This is a genomic window from Tardiphaga sp. vice304 (genome assembly GCF_007018905.1).
Taxonomy (GTDB): domain Bacteria; phylum Pseudomonadota; class Alphaproteobacteria; order Rhizobiales; family Xanthobacteraceae; genus Tardiphaga.
Map to the genome: position 1 here is coordinate 1,046,601 of NZ_CP041402.1, position 13,256 is coordinate 1,059,856.

Here is a 13,256-nt window from a genome sequence, read left to right on the forward strand (position 1 = left end):
TGAAAGCATTGCTCGGTGAAAAGCGCGTGACTCAGGTCGTTGTACCAACGCGAAGGCCGCTGTCTCCGCAGCCAACTTGCCGATCCGATGGAAGAGGCGTCAATTTTAATAAAGAATTAACCCTAATTAGCGCTATATCGAACAGCGGTAGCGTCGAGTCAACACCCCAAGACCGCAGCTAATTTCAACATCACGTGGCTCAAAGCAGAGCTGCCAGTCATCTTCCGGCTGTCGTTCCAGCTGCAGGTTTTTCCGGGCTAACCGAAGACGAGCGGTTACCGACAGTAGTCGGATTGCGAGCCTTCGTTTCATCTTTTCTTTTCAATAGAAATTTTGGAGTCGACCGTGGCAATATTTCCGTCGGCGCGCCGCCGCGCGCTGGCAACCAGCATCAGCATCACGCTGATTGCGTCCTTGTCGCTTTCAATGGTGAGGCAGACCCTGGCGGCAGGAGGCAATGCCGGTATCCCCAATCCGGCTTCGCCGACGCCTGCGCCGGTCGTGACAAGCACGGAGATTGCAAATCCCGTTGTCGGTGGTGGAGGTTGCTCCCAGCAATATCTCCCTGGCCTCAGCCGCATTGCCAATCAGGCGCTCACTGCGAATGACGTAGGCCTTGCGTCTAATGGTGTCGGGGCCGCTGCCGTCGTTGTCAGTTTGACCGCTCAAAGCGCCGCCCAGACGGCCGCAGCCATATCTTTTGGTGCCATTTCCGGAGGGCTTGCGGAAGCAGCAATTGGCGTCGTTGTGCCGCTTGATGCTGGCGCAGCCGCACCCGGACTTGGAGTCGCCGCTGGTGGCGCCGCCGCACTTGCCGCGGATTCCACCGCCGCCGTAATTGTGACGGCAGCGTCGGCAGTTGGCGCTGCCGCATCTGTTTCAGGCGTTGCATCCCAGGTCGCATCCTCAGTGTTTGCGCATCAGGCGCAGGATCTAACGACCTACGTCAACACGCTCGATTCCTGTGATACGAAATTCACCGGCACGGTCACCGTCAAGGCCGGCGGCGTTAACGTTACCGGCGATTCTGTGTTCGGTGGTAAAGTTGGAGTCGCCGGCGCTCTGAATGTGGCGGGAAACATTGACGCAAGCACCTTTTCGGCCACGCAAGGCATCTCTGCATTCGGCGGTGCGATTACTATCGGTGATCCCGGTCTGACGACCTATTCGAGCGGTATAACATTGGGTGGCGGTGCGTTCTCCGGTGCCGGCACAGGTGGAGCCCAGGCTTTCACCGGCGACGTTACCGCCGTCGCGATTGGCAACAACGCGAGCGCGACGCGGATAGGCTCGGTCGCGTTCGGCACCGACGCTTCAGCGACAGGTCTTAACGCGACTGCAATCGGAACTGGATCGCGGGCGTTCGCAGATACATCGGTCGCCATCGGCTTTGGCGCACTCGTCTCTGCGGCGGCAGGTGCCGGCTCATTTGCCGGCGGCACGTCCACAGTGATTGACGGGACCGGCGCGATTTCAATCGGCAACCTCAATAATGCCTCAGGCACAGGTGCCGTCGCCACCGGCGATAATAATACTGCCACGGGCCGGGGCGCGGTCGCGACTGGAAGCAGCAATACAGCGTCAGGACAAGCGGCCATCGCGCTCGGTCAAGGTTCGCGTGCCACGGGTGCGGGCGCGATTGCCCAGGGCCAGACGGCGCTTGCACTGGCCGACAACGCCATCGCGGTCGGCGGTTCGTCACAGGCACTTGCAGGGACATCGGTCGCCATCGGCTTCGGCGCGCTGGTCTCTGCGGCGGCGGGGGCAGGCTCGTTCGCAGGTGGAACGTCGAGCGTTCTTGAGGGCATCGGCGCAGTTTCGATCGGCAATCTGAACGTGGCCTCCGGCAGCGGCGCCGTCGCGATCGGTGACCCCAATATCGCGACCGGAACGGGCGCGGTGGGTGTCGGTGCCAACAATACGGCCTTGGGACAGGGTGCGTTCTCTGCCGGCAATCTCAATGTCGCCGCAGGGACGGGCGCACTCGCCATCGGTGACAGCAATATCGCAATCGGAAACGCGGCAATCGCCCAGGGGCAGGGATCAAGTGCGACGATGAACGGAGCGATTGCATTCGGCCAGACCGCGAATGCCAGCGCGACCAATGCCGTCGCGGTCGGTACGCGATCGACCGCTTCGGGGTTTGCCTCATCGGCCGTCGGTCAGAACGCGACCAGCGCGGCGACCAATTCCACTGCGCTCGGGTCCGGCGCGACCGTTGCGGCCGCTTATGAAAATTCGACAGCGCTTGGGTCCGGTGCGTCGGCTTCGGCCAGCAACCAGGTAACCCTTGGTACATCCAACCAGACCACGACGGCGCCTGGGATGAATACCGATCTCAGCAGGTCCAGGCAGCAAGGTCTGCTTGGCGTCGTGACGTCGGACAATGCCGGTAACCTAGCCTCTGACAATGGCGCGCTTTACCGACAGGTGGCCAGCATCAAGGCCGGCGTCGTGATTGGCATGGCGCTTTCGGATCCCAATCTCACGGGCTCGGAAAGATTCGGCATCAAGATTAACGCCAGCGCATTCGGTGGCGCCTACGGTTACGGCTTCAGCGCCGCTGGCGTTCTCGGCACAGGGCTGCTGTCAAGAGGAGACCGGCTGACCCTATCAGGAGCCGGAGGCTGGGCGGAGGCTGACGTATCCGGCTACGGCAAGAGCATGGTAGGCGGCCGCGTCAGCGCGCAATACAGTTGGTAGGTATTCTCCGTTTGCAGACCGGTGAGGAGCAGTGTCGCGCGCGCCCGGGAGGAATTTGCACACGATTGGTGCTCGCCATCGTGCTTGCAGCTAGCGTTTCGATGCCGAGCTGCACGGCCGCTGCAGAGACGAAAGAGCCTGTCGAGGCCATCGCTCGCACAGCGAAGGCGACAGAGCCGCCGCGGCTATTGGCGCCGGACAATGACGGACTGGCGATTTTGGCGCACAATTCCCTCATTGCGCTCAACCATGCCAATCTGACCGGCAACTACTCAGTGTTGCGCGATCTCGCCGCACCGGGCTTTCAGAAACTCAACTCGACAAAACAGCTCGCCGCGACATTTGCCAACATGCGTACGAACGGCGTGAATCTCAGTCCGATTGTCCTCTACCAGCCGAAATTCATCGGCAGCCCGGAGTTCGACGGCAAAGGCTTCTTGCACATTCGTGGCTATTACGAAACGCAGCCCTTGCAAGTCCACTTCAGCCTGGTCTTTACGCCCGTTGCTGCTGTCTGGCGTCTCTTTGAAATTTCGGTGTGGATGGCAGTACTGCCATGATTGGTCTGCAGTGATCCTTACATCAGCATTGCCGCGCTGACGCGAGCCCGTGGCCACCGGCAAGCGCGCGATTGTACCGACGCCAGTAAACCCGCTACGGACAGCTGGTCTTGAGAACGTCGATATCGAATACGGGTCGAGTTTGTAAATCCGTGTAGACGTATCGAAAGGAGCCGCCGATATCCAAGATCTTGCGCGTCTCGGCATTGCCGCAGACATTCCTGACGACGGACTGGCGCAACCTGTCTTTCGTCGCATCGTCAAATTTGCTGAAATCCGTAGTGACGATATTCTCAAAGATAAGTTGCGCGTTTAAATTGCGCACACCCGTCAGGATGGTAGTGGCGTCTATTTTTCTCGGCAGACCGGATCGAATCTTATCCAGAGCGCCGGCGATTTCGCCCTCGATACCGGGCGTGGCCATGGTCGACGAAGCCGTGGATTGAACATTCCGCACGCGCTGGAAAAAGATCAGTCCGAACGCGCCAAACGCCATGGCGGCTGCTAAGACAATAATGCCAAGAATGATCCTGTGAGGCAGCGCACGTTTCGGCCTCGCCAGCGTCGGGGGAACCGTCGATACAATGGGCGGGGAAAATTCATAAAGAAGGCGAATTTCCCTGACGCTTCCGGCCGTTTGCCATTGGGTGAACCCTGCGCGCCAAACCATCAGCCCTTGCCAATTTGTCGCCCCGTCCAGCAATACTTTCAATTCCGTCAGTCCGAGCGGACCCATGGTCGTTTCGCCCGCTGCGTAGTACCATTTGTCAAGCATCGAGTCGCCAATTTGTAGAGCCGATCGGCTTGAGGAGCGGAGCGCACCCGCGCGGCAATGTTGAAAAGCAATTGTGCTGTCTAGTGCCGTCCATTGCAAGCCTGCAGACTTGTAACCACGCAGACGACGTGATGTTACCTCGTACCAGGCGACGGTGGTGCAGCGCGGTCAGTCTCATGGCGGTGGAGCGCCAGCTTTCCGACGGGATTTGCTGAGTCTTGCGGCCAGCTAATGACCGCTGCTGGCAAAGCCGACTTTCAATGCAAGGCGGAGCCAGGGGGTATCAAAACTCTGATGGGATAGGCCACCGGACCGGTTACGGTGGTTCATGCATAAAGAAACGAAAGCTCAATAGAGAAAGCCATCAGGGCGGATGCGGCCGGCGCGAAGTCGTGGCGGCGACGCATGAGGGCACGGCTCCGCGGTCCGCCAGATGCACAGGAGAAGCTGGTGCTCTTGCTCTTTGCCGCGCCGAAGGCGACGTTGGGGGGGGGGGGGCGAAAACTCTAGGGGGCAGGGGCATCGGACCGGTTAGGGTGTTTCGCGCGCAAAAAGTCGGTCTTTTTAAAACTGAAAGCCCACTTGAGACGGAAAGCGCGGCGCCGGTTATTTTGTTGAAATTCGCAGAATTAATACTAAAAGCCACTTCTGTCGGTGTAGGCAAATGATCCGTCGAAAATATGGCGCTTGCCGTTCTTCATCCGGATCGTCGTACCGACCTCAGGTGGGGGGATCCCATTCCCGATTGCCATCGCGCCGCTTTGGGGGATCGCACCCATATAGTCAGTCCACCCGCCCAATGGGTTTGCGTCTCTGCCGGGACGGTGCGTTTGCCCATTTGAGAGGCGGCTTCATTGAACAGCAGGATGTGGTGCATCAGTCGCATCCTTCCCTGTATTCGGATGCCGGACAGCATGCCGAACAATCAGCGACCCTAGTCGCTCAATCCCGTGTGCGGCGAACCGAAGCGGTTTCGACCGCTTATTTCACGTCGCAGTCCAGGATCGTGCCCTTTTCCACGACAATTAACGCGGATCCACCACGCCGCCGTGGCTGAGGAAGACCACGCGGTGACCGGTCAAGCTGCTGTGACCGATATCGATCTTAGCCCGTTTACCGGTTTTTCAGCTGTTCGCCACTACTCTAATTGCTGGTTCGCAAGTATCAGAAATCGGTGGGCGGAGGGGATATGGGCGGTAAGTGCGCAGGATGCGGTGAAGAAGTCCCGCTGCCTTTCGAATTCAAGATGGCTTTTCAGCCGATCGTCGACCTCAAGGCCAAACGCGTGTGGGGCTATGAGGCGCTGGTGCGCGGCCCAAACGGTGAGTCTGCCTTTTCGGTGCTCGATCAGGTGACCGACGAGATTTGGTACCGCTTCGACCAGACGGCGCGCGTTCTGGCGATCGAGACCGCTGGTGTGTTGTTCAAGCAGCCGCATTTGCGGCTGTCTATCAACTTCATGCCGAACGCCGTCTACGAGCCTGCGGCGTGTATTCAGAAGTCGCTGGCCGCGGCCAGGCGGGTCGACTTTCCGCACCAGAACCTGATGTTCGAGTTCACCGAGAACGAGCGGATGAGCGACGTAGCGCATGTGCAGAGGATCGTTGAGGCGTATAGGAAATTCGGCTTCATGACTGCGCTGGACGATTTCGGCGCTGGCTATGCCGGCCTTGGCCTGCTGGCGCGGCTGCAGACCGACCTGATCAAGATCGACATGGAACTGCTGCGCAACATTCATCTCAGCCGCGCCAAGCAGGCGATCGTCGCCGGCATTGTCGGGATTGCGCGCGAACTCGACATCATCGTGCTCGCCGAGGGTGTTGAGAGCGCCGCCGAGCTCACCGTGCTGCGCGCTGCCGGCATTTCGCTGTTCCAGGGCTATCATTTCGCCAAGCCTGCGTTGATGGCGCTGCCCGATGTACCGTTGCTGGATCAGCCCATCCTGATCCGTAGCGTAAGTTAGAGAGACTTTTCCTTTTGCGGAGCCTAGAGCCGGCCCCGGAAATCTGCACAGGACGATAAGTGGAGTTTCTGCCTGACAGCAGCGATAATCGCCGCGCACAGGAGAGACCATGACGAGACGACCGCGCCGGAACCACACACCGGGCTTCAAGGCCAAGGTGGCACTGGCCGCCATCAAGGGCGATCGCACGATCACCCAACTGGCCGAGCATTTTGACGTTCACCCGAACCAGATCACGACCTGGAAGGCACAACTGGAGGGCGCCGCTTCCGGGGTGTTCGGGCCGGGAGGCACGGCGCCGACGGAGCCGGCCGTCGATGTCAAATCGCTGCACGCCAAGATCGGAGAGCTGACCCTGGAGAACGATTTTTTAGAAGGCGCGCTCACCAAGGCGGGATTGCTGAGCGCAAGACGATGATCGACCGTAATCACGATCTGTCGATCACAAAGCAGACGGAGGTTTTGAAGATCAGCCGCGGCAGTGTCTATTATCTGCCGCGTCCGGTGTCCGCCACCGATCTCGCGATCATGCAGCGCCTGGATCGGCTGCATCTGGAGTTTCCCTTCGCCGGGTCGCGGATGTTGCGCGGCCTGCTGGCTGCCGAGGGGTGCCAGATCGGCCGCCGGCATGTGAAGACGCTGATGAAGCGAATGGGGATAGAGGCAATCTATCGGCGTCCGCGCACCACCAAACCCGAGCCCGGCCACAAGATCTATCCGTATCTGCTGCGCGGCATGGAAATTACGCGGCCGAACCATGTCTGGGCGACGGACATCACCTACATTCCGATGGCACGTGGCTTCGTCTATCTCGCCGTAGTGCTCGACTGGGCGACCCGCCGGGTACTGTCATGGCGGCTATCGATCACCATGGAAGCCTCGTTCTGCATCGAGACGCTGCAGGATGCTTTGGCGCGTCACGGCAAGCCGGAGATATTCAACACTGACCAGGGTTCGCAGTTCACCGGCCAGGCCTTCACCGGCCTGCTTGCCGACAACGGCATCGCCATCAGCATGGATGGCAAAGGCGCCTGCCGGGACAACGTGTTCGTCGAACGATTGTGGCGCAGCGTCAAATACGAGGAAGTCTATCTGCGGGCCTACGACAGCGTCGACGAGGCGCGACAATCGATCGGTCGGTATCTGGACTTTTACAATGGCCGAAGGCCGCATTCGAGTCTTGACGGGCGAACACCCGATCAGGCCTACTTCAACCCGCTGCCCATCCGCATGGCAGCCTAACCCCGGCGGAAGCTCCACTTATCGACGCGGAAAATCTGTTCAGACGACCGGGACCACCTCAATCGCCTTTGCGACCCGTCGCGCTCCCCCCGGGCTGTGATAGCACACATGTTCGGGAACCTGCTTGGGGTGCGGATCCTCACGGTGACTGACGGCGACAATCAGAAATCCGGTGAAGTCAAAAACCCAGAAGCACTTGTCATTCCCCTCCTCAATCCTCCAGGGCGGTGATTTGGGGTACGCCCGCGCGTGCTGTCGAGCAATTGCATGTCGAAGCGGCGCGGCGACTGCTCTCGGACACGACCTTGCCTGTGAAGCGCATCTCGCAACGTTGCGGCTTCGGCGCAGAGGAGACCATGCGCCGCAGTTTCGTGCGTTTGCTGGCAGCGTCGCTGCAGGAATATCGCGGACGACTCGGTTCTTGATGCTGACTCGTCCAGTAGCCTTCGCATGGCGCCAGCAGGCTCGTCAAATGAGCGGCGTGCAGCAGGGTCGATCAAAACGAATCAGCTCGAGTCTTTGCAGCGGCGCCGGCGCTGCCCCGACTTACATTGCGCAACGGGGGGGACCAAAAGTCTGGGGTCTTGAGGGGGCGGACCGGTTAGGGTGCTTCGCACGGAAAGAAACAGAAGCTCAATACAGAAAGCCATCTGTGTGCCATGGCAAGCGACAGCAATTAGCCCTACCTGGCAGGTAGGGCTAGATTTAGCTAAGCCGAACGCCATCCCCTAGCTGTAGTCATTTAGCTATTCGACGCGGATGATCTGTGCGGATACGGACATGCCGCGCCGGCAGACTTTGGTCGCCATTTGACCCTAGTCGGACATCGACCTTGAGTGCACCGTGGCGCGAACGTTAACCCCTGAGCGGCGGAACGAAGAGACGTTGATAGCGTTGTAGGATGAGTCATTCAGGCAGTTGGTACGGTAAGCTCCTCAAAGCGATCGTGTATTGTCAACATTCCGGTGCAATGACGCTATCCAGAATTGGAAGCATTATGCCTTCCGAACCGACGCTGGTCTCTCCTACCGCCTCCGACGCCTTCCTAAATCGTCAGGACGAGCTTCCGTATCGTCGCCGCCAACAGGCTCTCCTTCGCGAATTTGGAACGGCGGCGTTACAGACGCGTGATTTCCGGCACATTCTTCAGCAAGCCTCCGAACTGAGTGCCCGCGGTCTGGGGTGCTCATATGCCAAAGTTCTGGAGTATCTCCCCGATGAAAAGCGTCTGATCGTGCGCGCGGGCATTGGCTGGCCCGCGGGCACGGTCGACCATGTATCGCTAGGCGCGGATATCGAATCTCCCGCCGGCTTTGCTTTTCAAACTGGGCAGTCGGTCATTTCAAATCATCTGAATGAAGAGACGCGTTTTCGAACGCCAAAACTTTTGGCAGAGCATGGCATCAAACGCGCGATCAATGTGCTTATCAGGCGGGGTGGCGAAGGCGATACTCCCTTCGGTGTCCTCGAAGCGGACAGTCCCGATCCCGGACAGTTCGATGACGCCGATGCGGATTTTCTGGCAGGTTTTGCCGGCCTTCTCGGCATTGCGATTGAACGTCAACACGCAGACGCCAAGCTTCAGCAAGCCCTCGATCATGAGGGGTTACTGACGCGTGAGATGAGTCATCGCGTCAAAAACAGCCTCTCCTCCGTCGTGGGCCTTCTGCGTGTCCAGGCACGCGGTTCCGAGTCCGTTGACGTGAAGAACGCTTTGGAAAATGCAGCCATGCGTGTCGCGTCCATCGCAGAAGTTCATGATCATCTGTGGCGGGGCAGCAAGGTTGGATTTGTCGATCTATCAGACTTTGTCGGTCATCTTTGCCAAAATCTCCAGAGTTCCGCACCGGAGCATACGGTTCAGTGCCACTCTGAACCTATTATCATATCCGCCGATAAGGCGATTCCGTTGGGGTTGCTCGTGAACGAGTTGGTCACGAACGCTGTCAAGTACGCCTATGTCGATTTACCAGGTGTGATCCGGGTCGAGGCCCGGGAAATCGACGGCCATCTGCTTGTTGAGATTTCCGACGAAGGCACGGGGCTACCCGAAGGGTTTGACGTCAACCAGCCGCGCAACAGTCTTGGCTTTCGTGTCATCAACGGCTTGGTCAAGCAGTTGATGGGCGAGTTGAAAATCTCTAAAAACATTCCAAGCGGAGCGTTATTCACAATCAAATTTCCCCTCGATCCGCCCTAAACGAACGCTTGATGCGCGAGTTGAAGTCGACATACCAGGCGCCGGATAACAGCGCTAATTCTATGAGTTAACTTTATATGTTTTCTAGCGCTTCACCGATCCGCATTCTTGTTGTCGAAGATGAAATGGTCATTCGTATGGACGTGGTCGAGATGCTCGACGCGGCCGGGTTCGACATTTTTGAGGCTACCAACGCGGACGAGGCCATTCAGATGCTCGAACGCAATTCCGATATTCGGCTGGTATTTACCGATATCGATATGCCGGGTTCAATGAATGGTTTAAAATTGGCGGCGACGGTCAGAGACCGATGGCCACCGATTAGGATCATCGCGACTTCGGGGCATTTCAAAGTACGAGCCGGGGACCTTCCGGCCGACGCCCGGTTTATTGCCAAGCCTTACCAAGCCGCGCAAATTATCAGCGCTGTTCGTGAACTTACTAGCGTGACATAACGGATGCATCGAATTGGCGCCACAAATAGTGGGATGAAGCCTACCCGTACTTTCTAGCTAGAAGAATGCCAGTCCGTTTCTGGCAAATAGCGTCGTTTCGTTGCTATGCAGCAATGCGTCGGCTATCGGGGGATAGCGGACTCGGGCGTTGCGTCAGTCTGGCAGATTTCCGTTTCACGGCCTAGGGCCTGTTGGGATTCATCGGGAGTTTATCACGGCTGCTGCCAGATGGATCATGGAAGCGAAGCTCTGGTCGGTCTTGTCTGCGCGCATGGCGATCCGTTTAAATTCCTTCAGTTTGCCGAAGAAGTTCTCGATGAGATGCCGCCATTTGTACATCTCTTTATCAATGGCGAGAGGCGTTGCACGGCGCGGATGCTGGGAGATGACGGCTTTGGCGCCGCGCGCGTCGAGATCAGCGATGATGGCGTTGCTGTCGAACGCTTTGTCGGCGATGAGCGCGTCGAAGGCCAATCCGTCGATGAGCGTCGGCACGCCGACGGTGTCGAAGCGCTGTCCCGGTAGAAGCACAAAGCGCACGAGATTGCCGAGTGCATCGGTGAGGGCCAGGATTTTAGTGGTCATGCCGCCTTTCGAACGGCCGATCGCTTGATTTTGCGTCCCCCTTTTGCGCCCTGACCGTGGCGGTGGACCTTGACGATGGTGGCATCGACCATGGCGTACTCCATGTCGGGATCGCCGGAGACCGCGTCGAACAACCGCTTCCAGATATTCGCCTTCACCCAGTCGCGGAAGCGCGTGAACACGCTGTTCCAGTGACCGAACGAGGGCGGCAGATCCCGCCAAGGGCTGCCTGTTCGAGCGATCCACAGCACGGCCTGTAGCGCGACAATCAGGATGAGAATCCCGCGACAATCAGGATGAGAATGCGCCGCTGCTGGGGTGACGAAGGGAGGGCTTAGCCCGACCGGAGGCACCCCAGCAGCGGCGTGTCGGCCCGAAGGGGCCTCATTGGCGGTAACGGCGGCTGGTAAAGCATCGGCTTCTCCTTCGAGAGGACCAGTGCTTTGGCCGGCCGGCATGTCACCGATCAACAAATGAGGCTTTTCATGAGCTTGCGTCGCAACCATTCGCCAGCCGTCGCCGCTGCAAAGGCTGGTTTCAGCACCTCCGCCGCCTACCGATACGAGAAGGATCCCCGACTTCCGACCCAGAAGAAGGCGCGCCGCGCACGCCGTCGAGCCGATCCGTTCATCGACGTTTGGGAGAACGAAGTTCTGCCGATACTGAGGGCCGCCCCCGGATTGCGGCCGATCGCCGTGTTCGAGGAACTATGCCGGCGGCATCCGGAACTGGGTTCTGGAACGCGGCGGACGCTCGAGCGGCGCATTCGGGCATGGCGGGCGGTGAACGGGCCGGATCGGGAGGTGATCTTCCGTCAGGAACATCCGCCGGGTCGCATGGGGTTGTCGGACTTCACCGAGGTCGCCGATCTCGGCGTCACCATTGCGGGCCAGTTGCTGGACTGCCGGCTCTATCACTTCCGGCTGCCTTTCTCCGGCTTCGAACACGCCCACGTCGTGCTCGGTGGCGAAAGCTTTGTCGCGCTGGCGGAAGGCTTGCAGAACGCGCTGTGGTCGCTGGGCGGGGTTCCGGAGCAGCACCGCAGCGACAGCCTGTCGGCCGCGTTCCGCAATCTCGGAGCCGATGCCAAGGAGGATTTGACGACGCGCTATGAGGCGTTCTGCGGCCATTACGGCATGACGCCGACCCGCAACAATCCCGGCGTATCGCATGAGAACGGCTCGATCGAAAGTGCGCATGGCCATCTCAAGAGAGCGTTGGCAGACGCCCTGCTGCTGCGTGCCTCTCGCGACTTCGACGATCTTGCGGCCTGGCGGGGTTTTGTCGACGAGATCGTTGGCCGCGGCAACGCGCGCAATGCCAAGCGCATCGATCAGGAGCGGACGGCGCTACAGAAACTGCCGGTCCGCAAGACCGCCGATTATGAGGAGGTCAACGTCGATGTAACGACATCAAGCGCCTTCACGTTGCGCAAGGTGTTTTACTCGGTCCCCTCCCGCTTGATCGGTCACCGGCTGCGGGTGCGTCTCTATGACGACCGGCTCGAATGCTTCCAGGGCGCCACCCACATCGTCACCCTGCGGCGCGGGCGAAGCCAGCCCAACGGCAAACACGGCCATGTCATCGACTATCGTCACGTCATCCATTCGCTGCGCCGCAAACCGATGGCGCTGCTCAATCTGGTCTATCGAGACCAGTTGTTCCCCCGCCGCGTTTACGCTCGTGCGTTCGACGCCTTGCTCGCCGGCATTGGCGAAAGACCAGCCTGCCGTGCCATGGTCGGGCTTCTGGCGCTCGCACATGAACGGGCCTGCGAGGCGGAGCTCGGTGCCGTGCTGCAAGCCACGCTCGACGACGGCATCCTGCCGGATCTCAAGGCGCTGATCGAACGCTTCCGACCGAAGGGCATGGCACTACCGGTCGTCGTCGTCACGCTGCCCTCGCTCGCTATCTACGACCAGATTGCCGCGGCTGTGGGAGAAGCCGCATGAACGCGACCGTCAAGATCGACGCCGCCCGTGTCGAATTGCTGCTCAGCGAACTGCGTCTGCCCGGCATCAAGCTGATCTGGGCCGCCCTGGCGGAAACCGCCGATAAGGAAGGCTGGCCCGCCGCCCGCTTCCTGGCGGCCCTGGCTGAACAGGAGATGGTGGAGCGAAACCGTCGTCGCTTCGAACGTCATCTGGATGAAGCCCGCCTGCCGCCGGGCAAGACCCTCGCTGCATTCGACTTCGATGCCGTGCCGATGATCTCAAAGGCGCAGGTGCAGGCTCTCGCCGCCGGTGACGCCTGGCTCGACAAGGGCGCCAATCTGTTGTGTTTTGGTCCCCCTGGCGGCGGCAAATCGCATCTGGCAGCGGCGCTCGGCATGTCCCTGATCGAAAACGGTTGGCGCGTGTTGTTCACCAGAACTACCGATCTCGTGCAAAAACTCCAGATCGCGCGCCGCGACCTCACGCTCGAAGCGGCGATCGCCAAGCTCGACAAATATCACCTGCTGATCCTCGACGATCTTGCCTATGTGACCAAAGATCAAGCCGAGACCAGCGTTCTGTTCGAACTGATCAGCGCCCGCTACGAACGCCGCTCAATGCTCATCACCGCCAATCAGCCATTCGGTGAATGGGGAAAAATCTTCCCGGACCAAGCCATGACGCTGGCGGCGATCGACCGCCTCGTCCACCACGCCACGATCCTCGAAATGAATGTCGACAGCTATCGCCGAAAAGAGGCTGTCGACAAAGCCCGCGGAGCCGGAAGGCCGCCAACGCGCGCGACAATCAAAGCGTCATCCTGATTGTCGCTCCACGAC

The 13,256-nt window shown here is 59.6% G+C and carries 9 protein-coding genes and 2 pseudogenes; 9 read left to right on the plus strand and 2 right to left on the minus strand.

Features of this window, described 5'->3' with window-relative positions; translation table 11 throughout:
* Positions 1 to 345: 345 nt before the first annotated feature.
* Positions 346 to 2,703 (plus strand): hypothetical protein, encoded by a 2,358-nt coding sequence (locus tag FNL56_RS04985; protein ID WP_143577568.1) that lies wholly within the window; start codon positions 346 to 348, stop codon positions 2,701 to 2,703.
* Positions 2,704 to 2,768: 65 nt separating this feature from the next.
* Positions 2,769 to 3,263 carry a hypothetical protein gene (locus FNL56_RS04990; protein WP_143577567.1) on the plus strand — a complete coding sequence of 165 codons (495 nt, stop codon included), beginning with the start codon at positions 2,769 to 2,771 and terminating at the stop codon, positions 3,261 to 3,263.
* 94 nt (positions 3,264 to 3,357) lie between these two features.
* Here FNL56_RS04990 and FNL56_RS04995 read toward each other — a convergent pair whose 3' ends face one another.
* Positions 3,358 to 4,038, minus strand: coding sequence for a DUF4339 domain-containing protein (locus FNL56_RS04995; protein ID WP_143577566.1), 681 nt, complete (start codon positions 4,036 to 4,038; stop codon positions 3,358 to 3,360).
* A gap of 1,189 nt (positions 4,039 to 5,227) precedes the next feature.
* Here FNL56_RS04995 and FNL56_RS05000 point away from each other — a divergent pair.
* The 5 genes and pseudogenes from FNL56_RS05000 to FNL56_RS05020 all read left to right on the plus strand — a co-directional run bounded on the left by FNL56_RS05000 (position 5,228) and on the right by FNL56_RS05020 (position 9,898).
* On the plus strand, positions 5,228 to 6,001 hold the full coding sequence (locus FNL56_RS05000; RefSeq protein ID WP_143578792.1) for an EAL domain-containing protein: 774 nt from the start codon (positions 5,228 to 5,230) through the stop codon (positions 5,999 to 6,001).
* A 109-nt stretch (positions 6,002 to 6,110) separates the two neighbouring features.
* Positions 6,111 to 7,243 (plus strand): IS3 family transposase gene (locus FNL56_RS05005; RefSeq protein ID WP_143577564.1). Its coding sequence is split into 2 segments (ribosomal slippage): positions 6,111 to 6,366 and positions 6,366 to 7,243, totalling 1,134 coding nucleotides; the frame shifts between segments, so codons are not numbered across the junction.
* 239 nt (positions 7,244 to 7,482) lie between these two features.
* A pseudogene (locus FNL56_RS05010) lies at positions 7,483 to 7,668 on the plus strand (helix-turn-helix domain-containing protein); the annotation flags it as partial.
* A gap of 572 nt (positions 7,669 to 8,240) precedes the next feature.
* Positions 8,241 to 9,443, plus strand: coding sequence for a sensor histidine kinase (locus FNL56_RS05015; protein ID WP_143577562.1), 1,203 nt, complete (start codon positions 8,241 to 8,243; stop codon positions 9,441 to 9,443).
* A 77-nt stretch (positions 9,444 to 9,520) separates the two neighbouring features.
* On the plus strand, positions 9,521 to 9,898 hold the full coding sequence (locus FNL56_RS05020) for a response regulator (protein ID WP_143577561.1): 378 nt from the start codon (positions 9,521 to 9,523) through the stop codon (positions 9,896 to 9,898).
* Between the two features lie 198 nt (positions 9,899 to 10,096).
* On the opposite strand, the pseudogene FNL56_RS05025 reads toward FNL56_RS05020, so the two are convergent.
* Positions 10,097 to 10,743: pseudogene (locus FNL56_RS05025) on the minus strand (IS5 family transposase); the annotation flags it as partial.
* A 183-nt stretch (positions 10,744 to 10,926) separates the two neighbouring features.
* Between FNL56_RS05025 and istA the strand changes: the two are divergent.
* Positions 10,927 to 12,435, plus strand: a complete 1,509-nt coding sequence (istA, locus tag FNL56_RS05030; protein WP_143581806.1) for an IS21 family transposase — start codon at positions 10,927 to 10,929, stop codon at positions 12,433 to 12,435.
* The gene (gene istB, locus FNL56_RS05035) at positions 12,432 to 13,241 is read left to right on the plus strand and encodes an IS21-like element helper ATPase IstB (protein WP_143577608.1); all 810 of its coding nucleotides are present in this window, start codon (positions 12,432 to 12,434) and stop codon (positions 13,239 to 13,241) included. Before istA ends, istB begins: the two co-directional genes overlap by 4 nt.
* Positions 13,242 to 13,256: the final 15 nt, after the last annotated feature.